Source organism: Streptomyces sp. NPDC092045, from assembly GCF_044756005.1.
Lineage (GTDB): Bacteria > Actinomycetota > Actinomycetes > Streptomycetales > Streptomycetaceae > Streptomyces.
Window position 1 is genome coordinate 1 of record NZ_JBIVSC010000032.1, and the last position, 24,661, is coordinate 24,661.

A 24,661-nucleotide genomic window follows, 5' to 3' on the forward strand; every position below is an offset into this window, starting at 1 on the left:
GGGATCGCCCGGTACCACCAGTGTCGGGGCGACCCTCCGCCTTGCGATCGCACGCACCGGACACCGCCGGGCCTGCCCTCCGGGCAGACGGCGCTGCTTTCGACACACCCCCTAGCTCCGCGCGGGGGCCCGGGACGGGGCCGTGACCGGGATCGTGACCGAGGCGGCGACCGTGGCGGCCCGGGGGCGCACCCGGTGCGCGGGGTCGCGGACCTCGCCCACCAGCATCTCCAGGACGTCCTCCAGGGCGACGAGGCCGAGGACCCGGCCCGAGCCGTCCGCGACCTGCGCCAGGTGGGTCGCGGCGCGGCGCATCACGGTGAGGGCGTCGTCGAGCGGCAGCTCCGCCCGGAGCGTCGCCATCGGCCGCCACAGCCGCTGCGGCACCGCCCGCTCCCGCTCCTCCAGGTCGAGGACGTCCTTCACGTGCACGAAGCCCATGAAGGCGGCGCCCGCCTCGGCGCGGACCGGGAAGCGCGAGTACCCGGTCCGCACGGTCAGCTCCTCGATCTCGCGCGGGGTGACCGACGGCGGGACCGTGACCAGGGAGGCGGAGGTGATGAGGACGTCCGTCACCGGGCGGGAGCCCAGTTCGAGCGCGTCCTCCAGGCGCTCCTGCTCGGCCGGGTCGAGCAGGCCGGCCTGTCCGGCGTCCTCGACGAGCCGGCCGAGCTGGGCGCTGGTGAAGACGGCCTCCACCTCGTCCTTCGGCTCGACCTTGAACGCCCGCAGGACCAGTCCGGCGCAGGCGCCGAGGGCGGTCGTCACGGGGCGGCAGAGCCGGGCGAAGCCGACGAGGGCCGGGGCCAGCCACAGCGCGGTCCGTTCGGGCGCGGCCATCGCCAGGTTCTTCGGGACCATCTCGCCGATGACGAGGTGGAGGAAGACCACGGCGGCGAGGGCGATGACGTAGCCGAGCGGATGGATCAGGCCCTCGGGGACCCCGACCGCGTGGAAGACGGGCTCCAGGAGCCGGGCGACGGTCGGCTCGGCGACGGCGCCGAGCGTCAGCGAGCAGACGGTGATGCCGAACTGCGCGGCCGCCATCATCCGCGGCAGGTTCTCCAGGCCGTACAGGACCTGCTTGGCCCGGGCGCCGCCGAGCGGCTCGATCTGGCTGCGCCGGACGGAGACGAGCGCGAACTCGGCCCCGACGAAGAAGCCGTTGGCGAGGACCAGGAGGAGGGCGAAGAGGAGTTGCAGGGTGTTCATCGGGCGCCCTCCGCGACCAGCCGGCCGACGACCGCCGGCACCGGGTCCGGTACGGGGTCCGGTGCGGGGTCCGCCCGGACGATCCGGACGGACTCGGCCCGGTAGCGGTCGACCCGGCGGACCGTGAGGTGCCAGCCGGGCAGCTCGACCCGGTCCCCGGCGACGGGGATGCGCCCGAGGAGGTCGGCGACGAGCCCGGCGACGGTCTCGTACGGCCCGTCGGGCGCGTCGAGGCCCGTCCGGCGCAGGCTGTGGACCCGGCAGGAGCCGTCGGCGTCCCAGGCGGGACGCCCGTCCTCGGCGGGGACGGCGATCAGTTCGGGCCGTCCGTCGGCCGCGGTGTCGTGCTCGTCGCGGACCTCGCCGACGAGCTCCTCGACGATGTCCTCCAGGGTGACGACGCCGGCGGTGCCGCCGTACTCGTCGACGACCACCGCGATCGGCTGTTCCCGGCGCAGCCGCTCCAGGAGCGTCTGGGCGGGCAGCGACTCGGGGACGAGGAGCGGCGGGACCGCGATCCGGCCGACGGGGGTGCGCAGCCGGGCGTGCGGGGCGACGGCGAGCGCGTCCTTGAGGTGGACCATGCCGACGATCTCGTCGATCCGGTCGCGGTAGACCGGGAAGCGCGAGAGGCCGGTGGCCCGGGTGAGGTTGAGGACGTCGGCCGCGGTGGCGTCCCACTGGAGGGCGCTGACCTTCACGCGCGGGGTCATGACCTGCTCGGCGGTGAGGCCGCCGAGGGACAGGGTCCGTACGAAGAGGTCGGCGGTGTCCTGTTCGAGGGCGCCGGCCAGGGCCGAGTGCCGGGCCAGGGAGACCAGCTCACCGGGGGTGCGGACGGAGTCCAGCTCCTCGGTGGGCTCGACGCCCAGGAGCCGGACCAGCCGGTTGGCGACCCGGTTGAGCAGGGAGATCACCGGCCGGAAGAGGGCGGAGAAGCGGCGCTGCGGGGTGGCGACGAAGCGGGCCACCTGGAGCGGCCGGGAGACCGCCCAGTTCTTGGGCACCAGCTCGCCGACCACCATCTGGACGGCGGAGGCGAGCAGCATCCCGATGACCACGGACACCCCGGAGACGGCCCCTTCGGGCAGTCCGGTCGCGGTGAGCGGCCCGTGCAGCAGCCCGGCGAGCGCGGGCTCGGCGAGCATGCCGACGACGAGCGAGGTGAGGGTGATGCCGAGCTGGGTGCCGGAGAGCTGGAAGGACAGCTCGCGCAGCGCGGTGACGACGGTGCGGGCGCGCCGGTCGCCGGCGGCCGCGGCCCGCTCGGCCTCGGCGCGCTCGACGGTCACGAGACCGAACTCGGCGGCCACGAAGAAGCCGTTGGCGAGGATCAGGAGGAAGGCCGCGACGAGCAGCAGAAGGGAGATGATCATGCCGCCGCCTCCTGGGAGGGGGCGGCGCGGGTACTACCGGACGATCCGTCCATTGCTGGAGGGAGTCACTCCTCGGGTCGAAGGAAGGGCCTCGCGGGCCGCTGCGGCGGCCCTGCACACGCGAGGCGGCGGTGCGCTCGGCACCACCGCCTCCAGATTAGCCACGCGAACGCCCCGAGGGGCAGGGGGTCGGCTCCGGATGGGGGACGGACCGGGGTCTTCCCGGACGTTCCACTCGGTGGAGACCCCGGGGGCCGCCCCGGTGGGGCCCCCGGGGGCCGCCCCGGTGGGGCCCCAGCGCCGGCTCGGGGTTCAGGCGCCCTCCGCGCCCGTCCCGCGGCTCTCGGCCAGGTCACGCAGGGCGCGGGCGTCGCGGACGGCCGCCTCCCTGGCGATGCCGGGCTGGATGCCGAGCACGGGCAGGCTGGTGCCGTCGCTCAGGTCCAGGAAGACCCACGGGTCGCCGGAGCGGAGGTTGACGCGGAGGATCTCCGCCCAGGCGAGGCGCCGGGAGCGGGTGATGTTGACGACCGTGACGCCCTCGTCGTCGGCGACGACCTTGGGGCGGCTCAGCAGGACCAGGACCCCGAGGAAGAGCGCGGCCGTGAGGACGAAGCTGGCGCGCTCCCCCGGTCCGAGCCGCTCCAGGAGCATCGCCACCAGGGTGACGGTGGCGAACATCGCGATCCCCACCGTCAGCAGGACGGCCCGGGTGCGGCCGGGGCGGAAGGTGACCGGGAGGGCGGGCGTCGTGGGCTCGGACATGGGGTTCCTCGGTGCCTGGTGGTGCTGGTGGGACGGGCGGCGTCCGGCCGTCAGAGGCGGCAGGCGTGGATCGCGGTGGTGAGGATGGCGCGGGCGCCCAGCTCGTACAGGTCGTCCATGATCCGCTGCGCCTCCTTGGCGGGGACCATCGCGCGGACGGCGACCCAGCCCTCGTTGTGCAGCGGGGAGATGGTGGGCGACTCCAGGCCGGGGGTGAGGGCGACGGCCTGCTCCAGGTGCTCGGCGCGGCAGTCGTAGTCCATCATCACGTACGAGCGGGCGACGAGGACGCCCTGGAGGCGGCGGAGGAACTGCTGGACCTGCGGGTGGTCGTCCGTGGCGCCCTGGCGGCGGACGACGACGGCCTCGGAGGTGAGGATCGGCTCGCCGATGACCTCCAGGCCGGCGTTGCGCAGGCTGGTGCCGGTCTCCACGACGTCCGCGATGACCTGGGCGACGCCGAGCTGGATCGCGGTCTCGACCGCGCCGTCCAGGTGCACGACGGAGGCGTCGATGCCCTGGTCCGCCAGGTGCTTGGCGACGATGCCCTCGTAGGAGGTGGCGATCGTCATGCCGCCGAAGTCCTCGGGGCCCTTCGCGGTGCCCGGCCGGGTGGCGTACCGGAAGGTGGAGCGGCCGAAGTTCAGCGCGAGGATCTCCTCGGCGCTCGCGCCGGAGTCGAGGAGCAGGTCGCGGCCGGTGATGCCGATGTCCAGCTTCCCGGAGGCGACGTAGATCGCGATGTCCTTCGGGCGCAGGTAGAAGAACTCGACCTCGTTGTCGGGGTCGATGACCACCAGTTCCTTGGACTCCTTGCGCTGGCGGTAGCCGGCCTCATGGAGCATGGCCGACGCAGGTCCGGAGAGGGAACCCTTGTTGGGGACGGCGATGCGCAGCATGGGGCGGCTTCCTTTGCCTGGGGAGTCGTGTGACGGGGGAACGGGCTGGTTCAGAGGTGGGCGTAGACGTCGTCGAGCGAGATCCCGCGGGCGACCATCATCACCTGGACGTGGTACAGGAGCTGCGAGATCTCCTCGGCGGCGGCTTCCTTGCCCTCGTACTCGGCGGCCATCCAGACCTCGGCGGCCTCCTCGACGACCTTCTTGCCGATGGCATGGACTCCCTTGTCCACCAGTTCCGCGGTGCGGGAGGTGGCCGGGTCGCCGTTCTCGGCCTTGAGCTTCAGCTCCGCGAAGAGCTCTTCGAAGCTTTTACGGGTTCTGTTCGCCATGATGGTCCTAAGAGTACGGGGTGCGCGTGTGCCACTCAGCGCCAGGGTTCGCTGACCGTGCGCAGTGTGGTGGCGGTGGCGACGGCGGCGGTGACGGCCTCGTGGCCCTTGTCCTCGGAGGAGCCCTCCAGGCCGGCCCGGTCGAGCGCCTGCTCCTCGTCGTCGACGGTGAGGACGCCGAATCCGACGGGTACGCCGGTGTCGATCGAGACCTGGGTGAGGCCGTGGGTGACGCCCTGGCACACGTACTCGAAGTGCGGCGTTCCGCCGCGGATGACGACGCCGAGCGCCACGATGGCATCGTAGCCGCGTCCGGCGAGGACCTTCGCCACGACCGGGAGCTCGAAGCTGCCGGGGACGCGCAGCAGGGTGGGCTCGTCGATGCCGAGTTCGCTCAGGGCGCGCAGGGCGCCGTCGACGAGGCCGTCCATGATCTTCTCGTGCCACTGGGCAGCGATGACCGCGACCCGGAGGTCGCCGCAGTTCTTCACGCTGAGGACGGGTGCGCCCTTGCCGCTCATGTTTCTCCTTGCCGGGGGTGCCGGTGGTGCCGGTGGATGCGTACGTGGTTACTGGTTGCCGCAGGTGGAGGCCGGGGAGCCGTCCAGCCAGGGGAGGTCGTGGCCCATCCGGTCCCGCTTGGTGCGCAGGTAGCCGAGGTTGTGCTCGCCGGCCTGGACCGGCATGGGCTCGCGGCCCCGGACGACGAGGCCGTACCGGGTGAGGGCGTCGACCTTGTCGGGGTTGTTGGTCATCAGGCGCAGGCTGCGGACGCCGAGGTCGACGAGGATCTGCGCGCCGGCCGCGTAGTCGCGGGCGTCGGCGGGCAGTCCGAGCTCCAGGTTGGCGTCGAGGGTGTCGCGGCCGCGCTCCTGGAGCTCGTACGCGCGCAGCTTGGACAGCAGGCCGATGCCGCGGCCCTCGTGGCCGCGCAGGTAGACGACGACGCCCCGGCCTGCCTCGGTGATCCGGTCCATGGAGGCCTGGAGCTGGGGGCCGCAGTCGCAGCGCAGCGAGTGGAAGACGTCGCCGGTCAGGCACTCGGAGTGGACCCGGACGAGGACGTCGTCGCCGTCGCCGACCTCGCCGTGGACGAGGGCGACGTGCTCGACGCCGTCGACGGTGGAGCGGTAGCCGTACGCGGTGAAGTCGCCGTGCGCGGTGGGGAGGCTGACCTCGGCCTCGCGGCGGACGGTCGGTTCGGCGGAGCGGCGGTAGGCGATCAGGTCCTCGATGGAGATGATCGTGAGGCCGTGCTTGCGGGCGAAGGGGACGAGCTCGGGCAGGCGCAGCATGACGCCGTCCTCGCCGGCGATCTCGACGATGGCGCCGGCCGGGCGCAGGCCCGCGAGGCGGGCGAGGTCGACGGCGGCCTCGGTGTGCCCGTTGCGGACGAGGACGCCGCCGGCCTTGGCGCGCAGCGGGAAGACGTGGCCGGGGCGGACGAAGTCGGAGGGCTCGTGGCGTCCGCCCGCCAGCATCCGCAGGGTGGTGGCGCGGTCGGCGGCGGAGATGCCGGTGGTGACGCCGTGGGCGGGCGACGCGTCGACGGAGACGGTGAAGGCCGTGCGCATCGACTCGGTGTTGTGCTCGACCATCTGCGGGAGTTCGAGGCGCTCCAGCTCCTCGTCCTCCATGGGGGCGCAGATCAGGCCGCGGCACTCGCTCATCATGAAGGCGACGATCTCGGGGGTGGCCTTCTCGGCGGCGATGACGAGGTCGCCCTCGTTCTCGCGGTCCTCGTCGTCGACGACGACGACGGGGCGGCCGGCGGCGATGTCGCGGACGGCCTGCTCGACGGGGTCGAGGGCGAGGTCGGCGGCGTCCCAGGAGGGGAGGGAACTCATGCGTGGGCTCCTTCCAGAGCGGGGGCGGTGCGGGTGCGGAGCCACCAGTCGCGCATGCCCCAGATCACGAGGGCGAAGTAGACGACGTAGACCAGGCCGGAGAAGGCGAGGCCGCTGCCGAAGGCGAGCGGGACGCCGACGAGGTCGACGAGGAGCCAGGCGAACCAGAACTCGACCAGGCCGCGGGCCTGGGCGACCATCGCGACGAGGGTGCCGACGAAGATGTACGCGTCGGCCCACGGGCTCCAGGAGAGCGACGGGTAGAGGGTGAAGAGGCCGCCGACGGCGGCGGTGCCGAGGACCGCTCCGGCGAGGAGCAGGCCGCGCTCCCTCCAGGTGGCGAAGCGGACGGCGATGGAGCCGTCCTGCGCCTGCCGCCTGCCCCGGTTCCACTGCCACCAGCCCCAGGCGGCGACGCCGATGACGAGGAGCTGCTTGCCGACGCCGCCGGAGAGGTTCGCGGAGGCGTAGGCGCCGACGAGGATCAGGCCGGAGAGGAGCTGGGCGGGCCAGGTGAGGATGGAGCGGCGCCAGCCGAGGGCGAGGGCGACGAGTCCGATCGTGTTGCCGATCATGTCGGACCACATGATGTGCTGGTCGAGGACGGTGAACGCCTCGGAGTTGAGCCAGTTCACTTGACGTTCTCCCCGGCGTTCGGGCCGAGCAGCCGCTCGACGTACTTGGCGATGACGTCCACTTCCAGGTTGACCGGGTCGCCGCTCTTCTTGATGCCGAGCGTGGTCAGGTCGAGGGTGGTGGGGATGAGGCTGACGGTGAACCATTCGTCGCCGACCTCGACGACGGTGAGGCTGACGCCGTCGACCGTGATCGAGCCCTTCTCGACGACGTAGCGGGCGAGGTGGGCGGGGAGGCCGATCCTGACCAGTTCCCAGTGCTCGGACGGGGTGCGGTCGAGGACGGTGCCGGTGCCGTCGACGTGGCCCTGGACGATGTGGCCGCCGAGGCGGCCGCCGACGGCCATGGGCCGTTCCAGGTTGACGCGGGAGCCGACGCCGAGGGCGCCGAGGCTCGACCGCTTGAGGGTCTCGGCCATGACGTCGGCGGTGAACTCGCCGTCGCCGTGCTCGACGACCGTGAGACAGACACCGTTGACGGCGATGGAGTCGCCGTGCCGGGCGCCTTCCGTGACCAGGGGGCCGCGCAGTCGGAAGCGGGAGGCGTCCTCCAGCCGCTCGACGGCGACGACCTCGCCCAGCTCTTCGACGATTCCGGTGAACACGGTCAGGCTCCCTTGAGGGTGGCGGTGATGCGGAGGTCGGGTCCGACGCGGACGGTCTCGGTGACGTCGAGCCGCAACGCTTCGGTGATGGTGCGGATTCCCGCCCCCGCGAGGGCCTGCGGGCCGTCGCCGAGGAGGACGGGGGCGAGGTAGCCGACGACCTGGTCGACGGCGCCCGCGGCGACGAAGGAGCCCGCGAGGGTGGGGCCGCCTTCGAGGAGGACGGAGCGGACGCCCCGGGCGTGGAGCGCGTCGAGCAGGTCGTGGACGCCGATCCGGCCGTCGCGCAGGGGCAGCCGGAGGAGTTCGGCGTCGGGCAGGTGCCGGGTGTCGGCGTCCTTCCCGACGACGACCAGGGTGGGCGCGGCGTCGTCGAGGACGCGGGCGGTCGGCAGGATCTCCGCGCGGGCGTCGAGGACGACCCGCAGCGGCTGGACCGCGCCCTCGATCCCCCGGACGGCGAGGTGCGGGTCGTCGGCGCGCAGGGTGCCGCCGCCGGCCAGGACGGCGTCGGCCTCGGCGCGCAGCCGGTGGACGTCGGCGCGGGCCTCGGGCGAGGTGATCCAGCGGGAGGTGCCGTCGGCGGCGGCGATCCGGCCGTCGAGGGTGGCGGCGTACTTCCAGCGGACGAAGGGGCGGCCGCGGCGCACGGAGGTGAGCCAGGCGATGTTGCCGGCCTCGGCCTCGTCCTCCAGGAGTCCCCGCTCGACCTCGACGCCGGCGGCGCGCAGGGTGTCGGCGCCACCGGTGGCCTGCGGGTTCGGGTCGCCGACCGCGTAGACGACGCGGCTGATCCCGGCCTCGATCAGGGCCTGGGAACAGGGCCCGGTGCGGCCGGTGTGGTCGCAGGGTTCGAGGGTGACGTAGGCGGTGCCGCCGCGGGCGAGGACGCCGGCCTCGCGCAGGGCGTGGACCTCGGCGTGCGGGCCGCCGGCGCGCCGGTGGTGGCCCTCTCCGACCCGGTGTCCGGAGGCGTCGGTGACGACGCAGCCGACGACGGGGTTGGGGCTGGTGGCGCCGAGCGCGCGGGCGGCGAGCTCGACGGCGCGCCGCATGGCTGTGGTGTCGGCCTGCCGGTCCACCGGGTCCTCCTGCCTCTTCGGGCACGGACTCCGGGGCTGTCGGTGACGACAGATGAGCGGGAAGGACGCCTCGCGCAGGATGCGCCGGGGCCGAGGGTCCGCGGGGCCGCCGGAAAACGGCGGACAGCGGACGTACGGCCGGCACACCCCTGGAGGGGGGTCACCCGCCGCGCACTGCCTCCCATCCGGACTTTCACCGTCGGTCCAGGAATCTCACCTGGTCAACCGGCCGCTGGCTGCGGACGGGTCGCGGACTATACCGCCGGTTCGGAATTACACCGACCCCGGAGTGCGCTGCTGCTGATACAGGGCCAGTGTGCCACGGCCCGTGAGGGGCGGTGCGGACACGGCCCTGTGGGCTGGCTCACAGGATCCCACATGCGACTTCTTTGGTCCAGACCTATTGACGCACTGGTCTAGTCCTCTTAATCTCCGTGTCACCTCCGAGGTAACGGTCCGTCGGGGTGCGCACCCCACGGACCCAACACGACCCACCCCCTTGTTCGTTGTGTTCCATCACCTCCCCAGGAGGAATCGATCGTGTTGTCCCCCACGACGAAGAGAGCCTCGCTGCTCGCGTCCGGCGCGGCCGTCGCCGGACTGCTGCTCAGCTCGCTCTCCGGCGGCGTCTCGTACGCGGCCGACAACGAGTCCTGTCGCCCCGACGGCCTCTACAAGACGCCCGGCGTCGACGTTCCGTACTGCTCGGTCTACGACGCCGAGGGCCGCGAGAAGATGGGCGCGGACCACCAGCGCCGGGTCATCGGCTACTTCACCGGCTGGCGCACCGGCAAGAACGGCCAGGACGCCTACCTCGCCGACGACATCCCGTGGGACAAGATCACCCACATCAACTACGCCTTCGCGCACGTGGACGCGGCCAACAAGGTGTCCGTGGGCACCGACGGCCCGAACAACGCGGCGACCGGCATGACCTGGCCCGGCGTCGCCGGCGCCGAGATGGACCCGTCGCTCCCGTACAAGGGGCACTTCAACCAGCTCAACAAGTTCAAGAAGCAGCACCCGGACGTCAAGACGCTCATCTCCGTGGGCGGCTGGGCCGAGACCGGCGGCTACTTCGACGACAGCGGCAAGCGGGTCGGCTCCGGCGGCTTCTACACGATGGCCACCAACGCGGACGGCTCCGTGAACCAGGCGGGCATCAACACCTTCGCCGACTCCGCCGTGGCGTTCATCAAGAAGTACGGCTTCAACGGCGTCGACATCGACTACGAGTACCCGACGTCGATGAAGGACGCCGGCCACCCGGCCGACTTCCCGATCTCCAACGCCCGCCGCGCCGGCCTCAACAAGGGCTACGCGGCCCTGATGAAGACCCTGCGCGAGAAGCTGGACCGGGCCGGCGCCACCGACGGCAAGCACTACCTGCTGACCGTCGCCGCCCCCTCCTCCGGCTACCTGCTGCGCGGCATGGAGACCTTCCAGGTCCAGAAGTACCTGGACTACGTCAACATCATGTCGTACGACCTGCACGGCGCCTGGAACGAGTACGTCGGCCCGAACGCCTCCCTCTTCGACGACGGCAAGGACGCCGAGCTGGCCTCCGCCAACGTCTACGGCAGCGCGCAGTACGGCGGCATCGGCTACCTGAACACCGACTGGGCGTACCACTACTTCCGCGGCTCCATGCCGGCCGGCCGCATCAACATCGGCCTGCCGTACTACACCCGCGGCCACAAGAACGTGCAGGGCGGCACGGACGGACTCTGGGGCAAGGCCGCCGCGTCCTCCTGCCCGGCGGGCTCCGGCCTGACCAAGTGCGGTGACGGCGCCGTCGGCATCGACAACCTCTGGCACGACAAGGACGACAACGGCGTCGAGTCCCCCGCGGGCTCGAACCCGATGTGGCACGCCAAGAACCTGGAGAAGGGGATCGTCGGCGACTACGTCACCCAGTACGGCTTCCCCGCCAACACCCAGCTGACCGGCACCTACGCCCGCAAGTACGACTCGACCCTGGTCGCGCCGTGGCTGTGGAACGCGCAGAAGAAGGTCTTCCTCTCCACCGAGGACGAGCAGTCGGTGGCCAAGAAGGCGGAGTACGTGGTCGACCGCGGCATCGGCGGCACCATGGTCTGGGAGATGGCCGGCGACTACGCCTGGAACGCGGCCAAGGGCCAGTACGAGGCGGGCTCCACCCTCACCTCGCTGATGTACGACAAGTTCAAGGCCGCCGCCCCGTACGGCGCGAAGAAGTCCAACAAGGCGCTGCCCGCCAAGGCGGTCGACATCGCGGTGGACTTCACCGAGTTCAAGCTGGGCGACTCCAACTACCCGATCACGCCCAAGCTGAAGATCACCAACAACACCGCGACCACCCTCCCCGGCGGCACGGAGTTCCAGTTCGACTACTCCACCGCGGCCCCGGCCAACGCCTCCGACCAGTCGGGCTTCGGCACCAAGGTGATCAGCAGCGACCACACCGGCGGCAACGTCGGCGGTCTGAAGGGCGACTTCCACCGCGTCTCGCTGAAGCTCCCGGCGTGGCAGACGCTGGCCCCGGGCGCGACGGTCGACCTGTCGTTCAACTACTACCTGCCGGTGTCCACCCCCTCCAACTGGACGGTGAACATCAGCGGCACGACGTACGCCCTCGCCGGTGACCTGGCGCGCGGCACGACGGTCGTGGAGCCGGGCTCCGGCACCACGCCGCCGACCACCCCGCCGACCACGGAGCCGCCCACCGGCTGCACCGCCCCGGCGTACGTGGCGGGCACGGTCTACAACGCGGGCAACGAGGTCGCCCACAAGGGCCGCAAGTGGAAGGCCCAGTGGTGGACCCAGAACCAGGAGCCGGGCACGACCGGCGAGTGGGGCGTCTGGAAGGACCTCGGCGCCTGCTGACCCCCACCTCCTGAAGGGGGTCCCCACCGGGGGACCCCGTCGAAGGACCCCCGGCGGCGGACATCACGGCCCTTGCCGCCGCCGGGCACCCTCCGCGCCGCGCTTCCCTGTCCGGGGCGCGGCGCGGTGGCGTTTCCGGGGTGCGGTGGCGTCTCCGGGGCACGGAGGCGTCTCCCGGGCCCCGCGGCTCGGCGGCGGCGGGAGCGCGCCCGCCGACACCCGTACGCGCCCTGCCGGAGCCCCCTACGGGAACAGGTCCTCCTGGGCCGCGTCCCGGGCCGTCAGGAGGGCGCCGCGCAGGACGGCCGCGTCGCCGAGGGCGGTGGCCCGGACCTCGGTGCGCAGCGGCGAGAGGACGGCGAGCTCCGCCTCCACCCGGGCGGCCAGGGCCGCGCCGCCGCTGTGGCCGGTCTCGCCGCCCAGGACCACGCAGCCGGGGTCGAGGACCGAGACCACGGCCGCCGCGCCGACGGCGAGCCGGCGGGCGACGGCGTCCAGGAAGGGCTCGTGCCCGGAGGCGAGCGCGGTCCCCGGGTCCAGGCCGTGCTCCCGGGCGAGCGCCTCCACGGCCGCCGTGCAGGCCAGTTCGTGGAAGCCGCCGTCGCAGCCGGTGGCCGAAGGGAGCCCGGTGGTGCCGGGCACCGGCAGGAAGCCGATCTCCCCCGCTCCGCCCGAGGCGCCCCGGCGCAGCCGCCCGTCGAGGACGACGGCGGCGCCCACGCCCTGGCCGAGCCAGAGCAGGACGAAGTCCTCGCGGTCGCGGGCCGCGCCCTCGCGCAGCTCCGCGAGGGCGGCGAGGTTGGTCTCGTTCTCGACGAGCACGCGCGCGGGGAGCCGTTCCTGGAGGACGGCGACGAGCCGCCGGTGCCAGGCGGGCAGCCCCGTGGAGTCGCGCAGTTCGCCGGTGACCGGCTCGATGAGCCCGGGGGCGCCGACCGCGACGCTGTGCGGCACGTCGACGCCGGCCTCCTTCACCGTGCGCTCCAGGAGGGCGACGGCCTTCTCCACGGCCGGTCCGGTGCCGCCGTCGTCCCCGACGGGCGCGGAGGCCTCGGCCAGCGTGGTGCCGAGCAGGTCGGCGACGGCGACGGAGACGGAGCGGGTGCGCACGTCGAGGGCGGCGAGGTGGGCGCGGCCGGCGACGATCCCGTACAGCTTGGCGTTGGGGCCCCGGCGCTCGGCCCCGGCCTCGCCGACGACGTGGACGAGCCCGGAGCCCCGGAGCCGCTCGACGAGGTCGGCGACGGTGGGGCGGGAGAGTCCGGTGAGCGTCTTGAGCTGAGCGGCCGTCAACGGGCCCTCGTCCTGGAGCAGTCGCAGGGCGAGCCGGTCGTTGATGGCCCGTGCGGTGCTCGGGGATGCGGCCATGCGGCGATCCTCTCAGACGTTCCCCGGGCGGGACTCCTCCCCGGAGACTATTTATCAGGCAGGGTTCCTGATAGTTTACCGGGCGCACCATCCGGAGCGGTGCGCCACGACAGCGGTGCGCCGGGACGGTGACGCACCACGACAGCGGCACGCCACCACGGCGGCGCGCCACGACACCGGGAGGGCCCATGGCGGCGGAGACCGTCACCAGCACCGAACGCCTGCGGCGGGCGCGCTTCGCCGTCGCCGCCGTCTTCTGCGTCCACGGCGCGGTGACCGGCAGCTTCGCCACCCGCATCCCCTGGATCCAGGAGCACGCGGGCGTCAGCGCCGGGCAGCTCGGGCTCGCGCTCGCCTTCCCCGCGCTCGGCGCCTCGCTCGCGATGCCGCTCGCCGGGTCGGTCTCCCACCGCTTCGGCGCCCGCACCGCGCTGCGCGGCCTGCTGACCCTGTGGACGCTCTCCCTGATCCTGCCCTCGCTCGCCCCGAACGTCTGGGGGCTGTGCGGCGCGCTCTTCGTGTACGGCGCGACCGCCGGCATGTCCGACGTGGCGATGAACGCGCTGGGCGTCGAGACCGAGACCCTGCTCGGCCGGTCCATCATGTCGAGCCTGCACGGCATGTGGAGCGTGGGCGCCCTGATCGGCTCCGCCGCCGGCACCGTCGCCGCCCACCTCGGCGCCGACGCCCGGATCCACCACCTGGTCGCGGCCCTCGTCCTGACCGCGCTCGGCCTGGTCTTCTGCCAGGGCGTCCTCGACGTGCGCAGCGCCCCCGAGGAGGAGGCGCCGCCGCGCTTCTCGCTGCCGCCGAAGTCGGCGCTGGTCATCGGCGCCATCGGCTTCTGCGGGGTGTTCGCGGAGGGGGCCAGCCTCGACTGGTCGGCCGTCTACCTCCGGGACGAGCTGGGCACCTCGGCCGGGCTCGCGGCCGCCTCGACGACCGCCTTCGCCCTGACGATGGCCGTGGCGCGGCTGGTCGGCGACCGGGTCGTGGACCGCTTCGGCGCGGTCCGCACCGTACGGGTCGGGGGCGCCGTCGCCACCCTCGGCGGGCTCATGGTGGTCCTCGCCCCGCACGCCGCCGTCGCCCTGGCCGGATTCGGACTCATCGGGCTCGGGGTCGCGGTCGTCGTCCCGCTCGCCTTCGCGGCGGCCGGACGCAGCGGCCCGAACCCCAGCCAGGCCATCGCGGGCGTCGCCACCATCACGTACACCTCGGGCCTGATCGCCCCCTCCGCGATCGGCGGCATCGCCGACGCGACCTCGCTCGTCTTCTCCTTCGGCCTGGTCACGCTGCTCGCGTTCGGCCTGGTGGTGGGCGCGGGGGTGCTCCGGAGCGCCGACCGGAAGACCCCGGCGGCCACCCCGGCCGACGGCGTCCCCGCCCAGAGCGGGGGCCCGGCCGCGTAACGGCGGACACCGGCCGGGACGCCGTCCTCCCGGGCGTCCCCGGCCGGTGGCCGCGCATACCATGTGGCTGATCTTTTGCGGTCACGACGCGACCGCCGGAACCGGAGAACGGGAGCGACCTCATGAACCTCGGCGTGCGCTGGACCCTGCACGGGGACGGGAGAACACCCGCTCCGGGGGCCGTCGTCCGCCCGGACGAGCGGCTCTCCTGGCCCCGGACCGTCGGACTCGGCGCGCAGCACGTGGTCGCGATGTTCGGCGCGTCCTTCGTCGCCCCGGTCCTCATGGGACTGGACCCGAACCTCGCGATCATGATGTCCGGCGTCGCGACCGCGATCTTCCTCCTGGCGACCCGGGGCGCGGTCCCGTCCTACCTGGGCTGCTCGCTCTCCTTCGTCGGCGTCGCCGCCGCCATCCGGGCCTCCGGCGGCACCAGCGCCACCGTGACCGGCGCGGTCCTGGTCGTCGGCGCCGTGCTCTTCCTCGCGGGCCTCGCGGTGCGGAGGTTCGGCGCGCGGATCATCCACGCGGCGATGCCCCCGATCGTGACCGGCGCCGTCGTCATGCTGATCGGCTTCAACCTGGCCCCGGTCACGGCGGCCACGTACTGGCCGCAGGACCAGTGGACGGCGCTCCTGGTGATGCTGTTCACCGGTCTGGCCGTGGTCTGCCTGCGCGGTTTCTGGTCCCGGATCGCGATCTTCCTCGGCCTGGTCTTCGGCTACGCCCTGTCCTGGGTGCTCGACCTGGTCTTCGGCAGGATCCACTCGATGTCGCCGTCCGGCCAGGTCACCGACCACTGGCGGCTCGACCTCTCCGGCGTCTCGCAGGCCGACTGGATCGGCCTGCCCTCCTTCCACGGTCCCAGCTTCGAGTGGTCCGCGATCCTGGTCGCGCTGCCCGTGGTCATCGCCCTGATCGCCGAGAACGCCGGGCACGTGAAGGCCGTCGGCGAGATGACCGGGGACGACCTCGACGGCAAGCTCGGCACCGCGATCGCCGCCGACGGCGCCGCCTCGATGCTGTCGACCGCCGTGGGCGGCCCGCCGAACACCACGTACTCCGAGAACATCGGCGTCATGGCCGCCACCCGCGTCTACTCGACCGCCGCCTACTGGGCCGCGGCCGGCTTCGCGCTGCTCTTCGGCCTCTGCCCGAAGTTCGGCGCGGTCGTCGCCGCCATCCCCGGCGGCGTCCTCGGCGGCATCACCGTCATCCTCTACGGCATGATCGGCCTGCTCGGCGCCCAGATCTGGATCAACGCCGGGGTCGACCTGCGCAACCCGCTCAACCTGGTCCCGGCCGCCGCCGGCATCATCATCGGCGTCGGCGGCGTGAAGCTGACCTTCACCGACACCTTCGAGCTGGGCGGCATCGCGCTCGGCACGATCGTCGTCATCACCGGCTACCACGTGCTGCGGGCCTTCGCCCCGGCCCACCTCAAGGAGCAGGAACCGCTCCTCGACTCCGGCACCAGCTCGTACGAGAGCGGAGCCGACGGCGGGGCGAAGAGCTGACGGATTCGCCCGTTCTGGGGAAGCCGGGCCCGGAAGGCTCCCCCGCGGGCCCGGCTGCTGGGAGCCTGCCCCCATGGCGCAGACCCAGCAGCTCGGGCAGCAACTCGGACCCTTCGTCGCGGTCGACCCCGTGGTGGACCGGATGCGGGCGCTCCGCGCGGCCTGGCACCCGGCGGACGGGGTCGCCGTCTTCAACCGGGTCTACCTGACCGTCACGGAGGAGATCGGCCACGCCATCGAGGCGGGCGCCTTCGAGGACCGGCGGGCCGCCGCCACGCTCGACGTGCGGTTCGCCGAGCGGTACCTCGCGGCGGTCGACTCCCTCGTCGGCGGGGGCCCCGCGCCCGCCTGCTGGCGGCCCCTCTTCCACTACCGGCGCCACCCCGGGGTGCGGCCGCTCCAGTTCGCGCTCGCCGGGATCAACGCGCACATCGGCCACGACCTGGCCCTCGCCGTCGTGGACGCCTGCCGGGACCTGGAGTGCGGGCCGGCCGACCTGGAGGACGAGTTCGACCGGGTCGGGGACGTCCTCGTCCTCCTGGAGGAGCGCATCCGGGAGGAGCTGATGCCGGGCCCGGACCTCCTGGAGCTCGCGGACCCGCTCACCCATCTGCTCGGCTGCTGGTCCCTGGACCGGGCCCGGGACGGGGCCTGGCTGGCGGCCCGCTCGCTCTGGCAGCTGCGCGGGCTCCCCGAGCTGGCCGGGGAGTTCACCGAGCGCCTGGACCGGTCGGTGGGCCTGGTGGGGCGGATGCTGCTCACGCCCCTGACCAGGCCGTGAACCGCCCCGGCCGGGCTCCGGCGGGGGCGGGAGGTCAGTCCTCCGGCAGCTCGACCGGGGCGATGTCCTCGTAGACGTCGCCCGGACCCGGGTTGGTGGCGTCCGTGGAGCCGCCGAGGTGGTGCATCACGCCCCAGACCGCGTTGAGCGCCGTCTGCACCGCGCCCTCGGCCCAGCCGGCCGTCCAGGAGATGTCGTCGCCGGCGAGGAAGATGCCGCGCTTGTCCTCGGGCAGCCGGTCCTGCATGAAGTGGGTGAACAGGCGCCGCTGGTAGCGGTAGTGGCCCGGCAGGTTCGCCTTGAAGGCGCCCATGAAGTAGGGCTCGTTCTCCCAGGAGACCGTCACCGGGTTGCCGATGATGTGCTTCCGGATGTCGACCTTCGGGTAGATCTCGCCCAGCGACTTCAGCATGACCTCCATCCGCTCGTTCGCGGACAGCGGCAGCCACTTGAGGCTGTCGTCGCACCAGGTGTACGAGAGGCAGATCGTGGCCGGTTTGTCCGGGCCGTCGTCCAGGAGGTACGTGCCGCGGGTCATCCGGTCGGTGAGCGTCATCGACATGACGTCCCGCCCGGTGTCCTCGTCCTTGTCCAGCCAGAACGGCCGGTCCACGGGCACGAAGAGCTTGGACGACTCCATGTAGTGGGTGCGCTCGATCGCCGTCCAGTGGTCGATCGGGAAGAGCGAGTCGTCGCAGGCGATCTTGGAGAGCAGCATCCAGGACTGCGCGGTGAAGACCGCCGCCCGGTAGGTGCGGATGTCGCCGGAGGCGTCGGTGACCGTGATCCGGTTGCCGGCGGTCCGGTTCAGCCGGGTCACGGCCGGCTTCGGGTCGCCGCCGTGCAGGGAGCTGAGCGAGGTGCCCTGCGCCCAGTGGACGGTCTTCGCCGGCTCGCGCTCCCAGAGGCGCAGCGGGAGCTGCTGCGAGCCGCCGACGATGCCGCGGTGGTGGTCGTCCGCCTCGGTGTAGACGACGCGGAGGATCTCCAGGATGGAGTTGGGGAAGTCGGTGTCCCAGCCGCCGGTGCCGAAGCCGACCTGGCCGAAGATCTCGCGGTGCCGGAAGGACTTGAAGGCCTCGGACTCGCAGAGGAAGCCGTAGAAGGTCTGGTTGTCGAGCTTCTCGACGAGCTGCGCCCAGATCTCGCGGATGCGCGGGACGTCGCGCTCGCGCATGGCGGTGTTCATGTCGGAGAAGTCGGCGCCCTCTTCGAGGCACTTGCCCCAGGCGGCGGCGACGTCGCGGTAGACCTGCGGCAGGTCGTCGATGGTCTCCGCGTAGTGCGACTCGCCCTTGAGGTCGACCACGGTCGAGGGGGTGGCCGGGGAGAGCGGGTTCGGGAAGGGCGTGGTCTCCAGGCCGACCAGGTCGATGTAGTGCTGGAGGGCGGTCGAGGAGGGCGGGAAGCGCATGGCGCCCATCTCGGCGGTCAGCGAGTCGTCGCAGCCCTCGAAGCCGACGGTCCGCAGCCGGCCGCCGATCTTGTCGGCCTCGTAGACGACGGGCTTGAGGCCCATCTTCATCAGCTCGTACGCGGCGATGATCCCGGACAGGCCGCCGCCGATGACCGCGACCTCGGTGCCGTGCTCGGTCGCCGGTATCTGGCCGAGCCCGGCCGGGTGGGCCAGGAAGTCGTCGTAGGCGTACGGGAAGTCCGGACCGAACATGGTGATCGGCGGCTGCGCGTCGGTGTGCTGGACGGCGTTGGGCACCGTGGACGTCATGGGGTACGGACTCCTTGCACGGGAAGAGAAGGGTGGGGCGGGAGGACGAGGGGGGCTCAGACCAGGGGGCCGTAGAGCTCCGGGCGCCGGTCGCGGAGGTAGGGGTTCAGCTCGCGGGAGGCCGCCAGGAAGGCGGGGTCGACGTCGCCGACGACGAGGTCCTCGCCGCGTCCGGCGCGGGCCCGGGCGGTGCCGTCGGGGGCGGCGAGCGCGGAGAGCCCGACGAACTCGAAGTCGCCCTCGGGGCCGGTCCGGTTGGCGTACGCGATGTAGAGCTGGTTCTCGAAGGCGCGCACGGGGACGACGGACTCGGCGACGACCTCGGCCGGGTGCATGAGCGCGGTCGGCACGAGGAGGAGGTCCGTGCCGGCCAGGGCCTGCGCCCGCACGTTCTCGGGGAACTCGACGTCGTAGCAGATCATCAGGCCGACGGTGAGGCCGCCGATCTCGGCCTGGACGACGCCGTCGTCGCCGGGGGTGAACCACTGGTTCTCGAAGGCGCCGTAGAGGTGGGTCTTGCGGTAGTTCGCGAGCGGGACGCCGTCGGCGCCGACGAGCCGCACGGAGTTGTGCAGGACGCCGTGCTCCTCGGTGTTGCGCTCCGGGTAGCCGTAGCCGACGGCCAGGCCGTGGCGGACGGCGACGGCCGCGACGGCGCGGGCGGAGGGGCCGTCGGCCGGTTCGGCCAGGCGGGCCATGTCGGCGCCGATGGCGTAGCCGGTGAGGAACAGCTCGGGGGCGAGCAGCAGGCCCGCTCCGGCGGCGGCGGCCCGGGCGGCGGCCTCGTCGAGGATCTTGAGGTTGGCGGCCACGTCACCGAGCTCGCCGGAGCTCTGGAGCAGGGCGGTGCGCAGCGCGGGCATGGCGATCCTCGGGGGGTGCGGAGTACAGGGGGAAGACGTCAAAAACGGTACGGTTCCGGACTCGGCCGGGACAAGGCGGGAGCGTTGCGGACCGACCGTCGAACCGTTGCGCGATCCTCGCCCGGGGCGGTGATTCGTTGCGTACGGCTCCCACTGGAGTCGTACGGCTCCCGCCCGTGGTCGTACGGCTCCCCCGCCGCGCGGCGGAGGCGGGGACTCCGCCGTCCGGCACGGCGGGCGGGAGGCGGCCGCGCCGGTCGGCACGGCCGAGCTGTACCGGCCGGCCGGGGACGACATCACGTTCTCCTTCGACGCGCACCTGGCGGCGAAGGACAGCACGGACCCGCGGGCCGCGACCGGCACCTTCCGGTTCAGCCACCACGAGGACGGCGAGGGGGCTGCGCGGTGGCGCCCCGGCAGAGCCCGCGCACCCGGCGGAGTGGCCCCGGCTACGCGGGCGAGCCGGAGGAGAAGCGGCGCAGCAGCGGCGAGAGCACCAGGACGGACTTGGTGCGCTCCACGAAGGGCTCGCCCGCGATCCGCTCCAGGACCCGCTCGAAGTGGCGCATGTCCGAGGCGAAGACCTGGACGACGGCGTCCGCGTCACCGGTGACGGTCGACGCCGACACCACCTCGGGGTAGCGCTCCAGACCTCGCCGGATGTCGTCCGGCGAGGTGTTGTGGCGACAGTAGATCTCGACGAACCCCTCGGTCTCCCAGCCGAGCGCCGCCGGGTCCACCCGTACGGTGAAGCCGGTGATGGCGCCCTCGGCCCGGAGCCGGTCCACGCGCCGCTTCACGGCGGGCGCGGAGAGTCCGACGAGCGAGCCGATGTCGGCGTACGAGCGGCGGGCGTCCTCCGCGAGGGCGTGGACGATGCGTTCGTCGAGGTCGTTGAGTCGCACTACGGGTGGATCACTTCTCTGCTGAGGGCGCTGCGGTGGCCAGGCGGGAGCGGCGCATGCCGTACAGGAAGTAGAACACGAGCCCGGCGGCCATCCAGCAACCGAAGACGGCCCAGGTGATCGCGTCCAGGCTGAACATGTTGTAGACGCAGAACAGGAAGCCGAGGATCGGGAAGGTCCAGCCGAGCGGGACGCGGAAGGTGCGGTCCATGGTCGGGCGGCTCTTCCGCAGCACGATCACCGCGACGTTGACCAGGGCGAAGGCGAAGAGGGTGCCGATGCTGGTGGCGTCGACGAGCTTGCCGAGCGGGATGACGGAGGCGAGGGCGCCGCAGAACAGGGACACGATGACCGTGTTCACGCGCGGGGTGCCGGTCTTGCCGCTGACCCTGCCGAAGACCTTGGGCACGAGGCCGTCGCGGGACATCGCGAAGAGCACCCGGGTCTGGCCGTAGAGGACGGTGAGCACGACGCTGGCGATCGAGATGACGGCGCCGGCGGCGAGCAGGGTGCCCCAGAACTTCTGGCCGCTGACGTCGTTCATGATCGCGGCGAGCGAGGCCTCGGAGCCCTCGAAGTCCTTCCAGTTCCACGCGCCGACGGCGACGGCGGCGACCAGGACGTAGAGCACGGTGACGATGAGCAGCGACAGCATGATCGCGCGCGGCAGGTCGCGCTTGGGGTCCTTCGCCTCCTCACCGGCGGTGGAGGCGGCGTCGAAGCCGATGTACGAGAAGAAGAGGCTGGCTCCGGCGGCGCTGACCCCGGCCATGCCGAGGGGCATGAAGTCGGCGTAGTTGCCGGACTTGAAGCCCATGAAGCCGATGGCGCAGAAGAGCACGAGCGCGGCGATCTTCACGAACACCATGACCGTGTTGACGACGGCGGACTCGCGGGCGCCGCCGAGCAGGAAGACCATCGCGAGCAGGACGACGATCAGACCCGGCAGGTTGACGAAGCCGCCCTCGCCGGGCGCGGAGGAGACCGCGGCGGGGAGGGTGACCCCGATGGTCCCGTCGAGCAGTTCGTTGAGGTACTCGCCCCAGCCGACGGCCACGGCGGCGACCGAGACGCCGTACTCCAGGACCAGGCACCAGCCGCAGACCCAGGCGACGAGTTCGCCCATCGTTGCGTACGCGTACGAGTAGGAGGAGCCGGCCACCGGTATGGAGCCGGCCAGCTCGGCGTACGAGAGGGCCGAGAAGAGCGCCGTGAGGCCGGCGATGACGAAGGCGACGGTGACGGCGGGGCCGGCCTTGGGGACGGCGTCGCCGAGGACGACGAAGATGCCCGTGCCGAGCGTGGCACCGATGCTGATCATGGTCAGCTGCCACATCGAGAGGGACCGGCGGAGGCTGCCGCCTTCACCCTGCCCACCCTCCGCGACCAGGGTTTCCACCGGCTTGCGCCGGGTGAGGGAACGAAGAGCGGAGGGCTTGGGGGCGGCCGTTTCGTCGACCGGTGGGGCTGCGCCGTGGTCCAGCACTGCGGAGGCTCCTTATCGCTGCCTGTGGGGGCGGAGCGGGGACCGCGGCGGTGTGCGGGCATGCCGGAGCAGGCCCACGGGGGACGGAACCGCCGAGCAGGCGGTCGCCGCCACTCCTGGTACGAGGCATGAGCCTAAGGGGCGAGGGTTCGCACTCGTAATGCAGGGTTGTTGCGCAATGACGGATGATCATTGCGCACTTACGGCACGGACGGGGGAAACATTGCGCTCCCCCGCATGAATCAGTACATCGGGGGCATGCAGCGATCCACGCACACATGGGCTCTACGTGCCGGACGACCCGCTCCGCGAGGCCCGGCGGCCCGACGATCGGAGGCCCGGTGGACTGGCTCGACCCGGAAGCGTTTCTGCGCGGCACGGCCTGGCTGGACGGGAAGCGGCCCGTGCGGGCCGACCCGGAGGACCTGGCGCGGCTGCCCTGGGACGTGGCGGCGCGGGCCGAGCTGCCCATCGGGGTGCGGATCGAGTTCACGGCGGCGCCCGGCACGCGCGCGGTGGAGCTGCGCTACCGGGCGGCCGTGCCGGATCCGGACGACCCGCTGCGGGACCTGCGCCACTGCTTCGCGCTGTGGAGCGGGGCGCGGTTCGTCGGGGAGACCTGCGTCGCCCCGGCGGCCGAGGCCGTCGTGAAGCTTCCGCTGCCCCCGGGCGGCGGCGTCTTCAGCGTGTACCTGCCGGAGGGCCAGGCGCCCGTGCCGCTCGCCCTGCGGGCCGTCGGCGGCGCCCTCTCCCCCGCTCCCGCACGGCCCCGCTGGCTCGTCCACGGCGACTCGATCACCGAGGGCTGGTGGTCGACCCGTCCGGCCCGCTCCTGGCCCGCCACGGCGGGCCGCCTCCTGGGCCTCGACCCGGTCAACCTGGGGTACGCGGGCGCGGCGCGCGGCGAACTGCCCCTGGCCGAGCACCTGGCGCGGCTCCCGGGCGAGCTGATCACCCTCGCCTTCGGCACCAACTGCTGGTCCAAGGCGCCCGCGACGGCCGACTGGCTGTACGAGACGGTCCGGGCCTTCGTCGGGCTCGTCCGCAAGGGCCATCCCGAGACCCCGCTGCTGATCGTCTCGCCCGTCCTGCGCCCGGAGGCCGAGCACACCCGCAACGCCCTCGGCGCGACCCTCACGGAGCTGCGCCGGGCCATGGAGCGGGCGGGCCGGGACCTGGCGGCCGACGGCGACGGGCACCTCCTCGTCCTGCCCGGCGGCCCGCTGCTCGGCCCGGAGCACCTGGCGGACGGGCTGCACCCGAACGACCGGGGGCACGCCCGGATCGCGGCGGCGGTGGCGGAGGCCCTGAGTGGGGTCCCGGGCGTCCCGGTCGCCCCTTCCCCGGCGTGAGCGCGCGTGCGTACGAGACGGCCGTGGGCCCCGGGAACGGCGTCCCGGGGCCCACGGCCTTCGCGCGTGCGGGGACCGGGGTCCCTCCGACCCCGGTCCCCTGACGGGCGCTAGCTCCAGCTGGCGTGCAGCGGCTTGCCCTCGGCGTAGCCGGCGGCGGACTGGATGCCGACCACGGCCTTCTCCTCGAACTCGGCGAGCGAGCCGGCACCGGCGTAGGTGCAGGAGGAGCGGACGCCCGCGACGATCGAGTCGATCAGGTCCTCGACGCCCGGACGCTGCGGGTCGAGGAACATGCGGGAGGTGGAGATGCCCTCCTCGAACAGCGCCTTGCGGGCGCGGTCGTAGGCGGACTCGTCGGAGGTGCGGTTCTTGACGGCGCGGGCCGAGGCCATGCCGAAGGACTCCTTGTAGAAGCGGCCCTTGGCGTCCTGCTGGAGGTCGCCCGGCGACTCGTACGTGCCGGCGAACCAGGAGCCGACCATCACGTTGGAGGCGCCGGCGGCGAGCGCCATGGCGACGTCGCGCGGATGCCGGACGCCACCGTCGGCCCAGACGTGCTTGCCGTACTTCCTCGCCTCGGCGGCGCACTCCAGGACGGCCGAGAACTGCGGGCGGCCGACGCCGGTCATCATGCGGGTGGTGCACATGGCGCCGGGGCCGACGCCGACCTTGATGATGTCGGCGCCCGCCTCGATCAGGTCCTTGACGCCCTCGGCGGCGACGATGTTGCCCGCGACGATCGGGACCTGCGGGTCGAGCGCCCGGACGGTCCGGACGGCGGAGATCATCGACTCCTGGTGGCCGTGCGCGGTGTCGATGACGAGCGTGTCGACGCCCGCGTCGAGGAGCAGCTTGGCCTTGCCCGCCACGTCGCCGTTGATGCCGACGGCGGCGGCGATGCGCAGTCCGCCGTTCTCGTCGACGGCCGGGGTGTAGAGGGTGGCGCGCAGGGCGCCCTTGCGGGTCAGGATGCCGGCCAGCCGGCCGTCCGCGTCGACGGCGGGGGCGTAGCGCCGGTTGGCCGCGTCGAGGGTGTTGAAGGCCTCGCGCGGGTCGATGTCCGCGTCCAGGAGGAGCAGGTCCTTGGACATGACCTCGGAGAGCTGCGTGAAGCGGTCCACGCCGGAGAGGTCGGCGTCGGTGACGACGCCCACCGGGCGCCGGTCCCCGTCGACGACGACGCCGGCGTCGTGGGCGCGCTTGGGCAGCAGGGCGAGCGCGTCGGCGACGGTCTGGTGCGGCTCCAGGACGATCGGGGTGTCGAGGACGTGGTGGCGGCTCTTCACCCACGAGACCACGTCGGTGACGACCTCGATCGGGATGTCCTGCGGGATGACGACCAGGCCGCCGCGGCGGGCGACGGTCTCGGCCATCCGGCGGCCGGCGATGGCGGTCATGTTGGCCACGACGAGCGGGATCGTCGTCCCGGTGCCGTCGGGCGAGGAGAGGTCCACGGCCTGGCGGGAACCGACGGCCGAGCGGCTCGGCACCATGAACACATCGTCGTACGTCAGGTCGTAGGGCGGCTTGACGTCATTGAGGAAACGCACGTGCTGACATCCCAGTCGTTCGGATCGGCCCCTAGGCATTTCAGCCAGGGGAAAAAGCACGTAGTTCATTGTCCCACGGG

General features: G+C 72.7%; 21 protein-coding genes and 1 riboswitch. Of the genes, 5 read left to right on the top strand and 16 right to left on the bottom strand.

Going from position 1 to position 24,661, the window contains the following annotated elements; all coding sequences use genetic code 11:
* Positions 1-111: 111 nt before the first annotated feature.
* The 10 genes from ACIQKA_RS33630 to ribD all read right to left on the bottom strand — a co-directional run bounded on the left by ACIQKA_RS33630 (position 112) and on the right by ribD (position 8,753).
* Positions 112-1,212 (bottom strand): hemolysin family protein, encoded by a 1,101-nt coding sequence (locus tag ACIQKA_RS33630; protein ID WP_383158207.1) that lies wholly within the window; start codon positions 1,210-1,212, stop codon positions 112-114.
* A complete protein-coding gene (locus ACIQKA_RS33635) occupies positions 1,209-2,588 on the bottom strand; it encodes a hemolysin family protein (RefSeq protein ID WP_402543251.1) in 1,380 nt (459 codons plus the stop codon). Before ACIQKA_RS33635 ends, ACIQKA_RS33630 begins: the two co-directional genes overlap by 4 nt.
* A gap of 312 nt (positions 2,589-2,900) precedes the next feature.
* Positions 2,901-3,353 (bottom strand): PH domain-containing protein, encoded by a 453-nt coding sequence (locus ACIQKA_RS33640; protein WP_383158203.1) that lies wholly within the window; start codon positions 3,351-3,353, stop codon positions 2,901-2,903.
* Between the two features lie 50 nt (positions 3,354-3,403).
* Positions 3,404-4,252, bottom strand: a complete 849-nt coding sequence (hisG, locus tag ACIQKA_RS33645; RefSeq protein ID WP_383158201.1) for an ATP phosphoribosyltransferase — start codon at positions 4,250-4,252, stop codon at positions 3,404-3,406.
* A gap of 50 nt (positions 4,253-4,302) precedes the next feature.
* Positions 4,303-4,584, bottom strand: coding sequence for a phosphoribosyl-ATP diphosphatase (locus ACIQKA_RS33650; protein WP_365539858.1), 282 nt, complete (start codon positions 4,582-4,584; stop codon positions 4,303-4,305).
* Positions 4,585-4,619: 35 nt separating this feature from the next.
* A complete protein-coding gene (gene ribH / locus ACIQKA_RS33655; protein ID WP_030691287.1) occupies positions 4,620-5,105 on the bottom strand; it encodes a 6,7-dimethyl-8-ribityllumazine synthase in 486 nt (161 codons plus the stop codon).
* Positions 5,106-5,153: 48 nt separating this feature from the next.
* Positions 5,154-6,431, bottom strand: coding sequence for a bifunctional 3,4-dihydroxy-2-butanone-4-phosphate synthase/GTP cyclohydrolase II (locus ACIQKA_RS33660; RefSeq protein ID WP_383158197.1), 1,278 nt, complete (start codon positions 6,429-6,431; stop codon positions 5,154-5,156).
* Positions 6,428-7,018 carry a nicotinamide riboside transporter PnuC gene (locus ACIQKA_RS33665; RefSeq protein ID WP_383158232.1) on the bottom strand — a complete coding sequence of 197 codons (591 nt, stop codon included), beginning with the start codon at positions 7,016-7,018 and terminating at the stop codon, positions 6,428-6,430. Before ACIQKA_RS33665 ends, ACIQKA_RS33660 begins: the two co-directional genes overlap by 4 nt.
* Before the next feature lie 44 nt (positions 7,019-7,062).
* A complete protein-coding gene (locus ACIQKA_RS33670) occupies positions 7,063-7,671 on the bottom strand; it encodes a riboflavin synthase (protein ID WP_383432828.1) in 609 nt (202 codons plus the stop codon).
* Between the two features lie 2 nt (positions 7,672-7,673).
* Positions 7,674-8,753 (bottom strand): bifunctional diaminohydroxyphosphoribosylaminopyrimidine deaminase/5-amino-6-(5-phosphoribosylamino)uracil reductase RibD, encoded by a 1,080-nt coding sequence (gene ribD / locus ACIQKA_RS33675; RefSeq protein ID WP_402543252.1) that lies wholly within the window; start codon positions 8,751-8,753, stop codon positions 7,674-7,676.
* Between the two features lie 167 nt (positions 8,754-8,920).
* Positions 8,921-9,050: riboswitch (FMN riboswitch) on the bottom strand.
* A 243-nt stretch (positions 9,051-9,293) separates the two neighbouring features.
* Here ribD and ACIQKA_RS33680 point away from each other — a divergent pair.
* Positions 9,294-11,618 (top strand): chitinase C-terminal domain-containing protein, encoded by a 2,325-nt coding sequence (locus tag ACIQKA_RS33680; protein WP_383158189.1) that lies wholly within the window; start codon positions 9,294-9,296, stop codon positions 11,616-11,618.
* Positions 11,619-11,861: 243 nt separating this feature from the next.
* On the opposite strand, the gene ACIQKA_RS33685 is transcribed toward ACIQKA_RS33680, so the two are convergent.
* Entirely contained in the window at positions 11,862-12,986 is a 1,125-nt protein-coding gene (locus tag ACIQKA_RS33685; RefSeq protein WP_402543253.1) for an ROK family transcriptional regulator, read from the bottom strand.
* A 188-nt stretch (positions 12,987-13,174) separates the two neighbouring features.
* Here ACIQKA_RS33685 and ACIQKA_RS33690 point away from each other — a divergent pair, with 188 nt between their 5' ends.
* The 3 genes from ACIQKA_RS33690 (at position 13,175) to ACIQKA_RS33700 (ending at position 16,696) form a co-directional block, all read left to right on the top strand.
* Complete coding sequence (locus tag ACIQKA_RS33690) at positions 13,175-14,398, top strand: MFS transporter (protein WP_383432822.1); 1,224 nt, start codon at positions 13,175-13,177, stop codon at positions 14,396-14,398.
* A 122-nt stretch (positions 14,399-14,520) separates the two neighbouring features.
* The gene (locus ACIQKA_RS33695) at positions 14,521-15,915 is read left to right on the top strand and encodes a uracil-xanthine permease family protein (RefSeq protein WP_383158494.1); all 1,395 of its coding nucleotides are present in this window, start codon (positions 14,521-14,523) and stop codon (positions 15,913-15,915) included.
* A 73-nt stretch (positions 15,916-15,988) separates the two neighbouring features.
* A complete protein-coding gene (locus ACIQKA_RS33700) occupies positions 15,989-16,696 on the top strand; it encodes a DUF5995 family protein (protein ID WP_383158497.1) in 708 nt (235 codons plus the stop codon).
* Positions 16,697-16,730: 34 nt separating this feature from the next.
* Here ACIQKA_RS33700 and ACIQKA_RS33705 read toward each other — a convergent pair whose 3' ends face one another.
* The 4 genes from ACIQKA_RS33705 to ACIQKA_RS33720 all read right to left on the bottom strand — a co-directional run bounded on the left by ACIQKA_RS33705 (position 16,731) and on the right by ACIQKA_RS33720 (position 21,676).
* Positions 16,731-18,422: a flavin monoamine oxidase family protein gene (locus ACIQKA_RS33705; RefSeq protein ID WP_383158499.1), complete on the bottom strand. Its 1,692-nt coding sequence runs from the start codon at positions 18,420-18,422 to the stop codon at positions 16,731-16,733.
* Positions 18,423-18,478: 56 nt separating this feature from the next.
* A complete protein-coding gene (locus ACIQKA_RS33710) occupies positions 18,479-19,285 on the bottom strand; it encodes a carbon-nitrogen hydrolase family protein (RefSeq protein ID WP_383158502.1) in 807 nt (268 codons plus the stop codon).
* 449 nt (positions 19,286-19,734) lie between these two features.
* Complete coding sequence (locus tag ACIQKA_RS33715; protein WP_015032260.1) at positions 19,735-20,190, bottom strand: Lrp/AsnC family transcriptional regulator; 456 nt, start codon at positions 20,188-20,190, stop codon at positions 19,735-19,737.
* Positions 20,191-20,200: 10 nt separating this feature from the next.
* Positions 20,201-21,676, bottom strand: a complete 1,476-nt coding sequence (locus tag ACIQKA_RS33720; RefSeq protein ID WP_383446112.1) for an amino acid permease — start codon at positions 21,674-21,676, stop codon at positions 20,201-20,203.
* A gap of 341 nt (positions 21,677-22,017) precedes the next feature.
* Between ACIQKA_RS33720 and ACIQKA_RS33725 the strand changes: the two genes are divergently transcribed.
* Positions 22,018-23,028 carry a GDSL-type esterase/lipase family protein gene (locus ACIQKA_RS33725; RefSeq protein WP_383432818.1) on the top strand — a complete coding sequence of 337 codons (1,011 nt, stop codon included), beginning with the start codon at positions 22,018-22,020 and terminating at the stop codon, positions 23,026-23,028.
* 110 nt (positions 23,029-23,138) lie between these two features.
* Here the strand turns inward: ACIQKA_RS33725 and ACIQKA_RS33730 are convergent, their stop codons facing one another.
* Complete coding sequence (locus ACIQKA_RS33730; protein ID WP_383158509.1) at positions 23,139-24,581, bottom strand: GuaB1 family IMP dehydrogenase-related protein; 1,443 nt, start codon at positions 24,579-24,581, stop codon at positions 23,139-23,141.
* Positions 24,582-24,661: the final 80 nt, after the last annotated feature.

Excerpts from the sequence above, each read along its gene's own strand:
- ACIQKA_RS33705 (WP_383158499.1), bottom strand. The coding sequence starts at position 18,422 with ATGACGTCCACGGTGCCCAACGCCGTCCAGCACACCGACGCGCAGCCG.
- ACIQKA_RS33690 (WP_383432822.1), top strand. The coding sequence starts at position 13,175 with ATGGCGGCGGAGACCGTCACCAGCACCGAACGCCTGCGGCGGGCGCGC.
- ACIQKA_RS33695 (WP_383158494.1), top strand. The coding sequence starts at position 14,521 with ATGAACCTCGGCGTGCGCTGGACCCTGCACGGGGACGGGAGAACACCC.
- ribH (WP_030691287.1), bottom strand. The coding sequence starts at position 5,105 with ATGAGCGGCAAGGGCGCACCCGTCCTCAGCGTGAAGAACTGCGGCGAC.
- ACIQKA_RS33630 (WP_383158207.1), bottom strand. The coding sequence starts at position 1,212 with ATGAACACCCTGCAACTCCTCTTCGCCCTCCTCCTGGTCCTCGCCAAC.
- hisG (WP_383158201.1), bottom strand. The coding sequence starts at position 4,252 with ATGCTGCGCATCGCCGTCCCCAACAAGGGTTCCCTCTCCGGACCTGCG.
- ACIQKA_RS33710 (WP_383158502.1), bottom strand. The coding sequence starts at position 19,285 with ATGCCCGCGCTGCGCACCGCCCTGCTCCAGAGCTCCGGCGAGCTCGGT.
- ACIQKA_RS33660 (WP_383158197.1), bottom strand. The coding sequence starts at position 6,431 with ATGAGTTCCCTCCCCTCCTGGGACGCCGCCGACCTCGCCCTCGACCCC.
- ACIQKA_RS33700 (WP_383158497.1), top strand. The coding sequence starts at position 15,989 with ATGGCGCAGACCCAGCAGCTCGGGCAGCAACTCGGACCCTTCGTCGCG.
- ACIQKA_RS33635 (WP_402543251.1), bottom strand. The coding sequence starts at position 2,588 with ATGATCATCTCCCTTCTGCTGCTCGTCGCGGCCTTCCTCCTGATCCTC.
- ACIQKA_RS33650 (WP_365539858.1), bottom strand. The coding sequence starts at position 4,584 with ATGGCGAACAGAACCCGTAAAAGCTTCGAAGAGCTCTTCGCGGAGCTG.
- ACIQKA_RS33640 (WP_383158203.1), bottom strand. The coding sequence starts at position 3,353 with ATGTCCGAGCCCACGACGCCCGCCCTCCCGGTCACCTTCCGCCCCGGC.
- ACIQKA_RS33685 (WP_402543253.1), bottom strand. The coding sequence starts at position 12,986 with ATGGCCGCATCCCCGAGCACCGCACGGGCCATCAACGACCGGCTCGCC.
- ACIQKA_RS33665 (WP_383158232.1), bottom strand. The coding sequence starts at position 7,018 with ATGTGGTCCGACATGATCGGCAACACGATCGGACTCGTCGCCCTCGCC.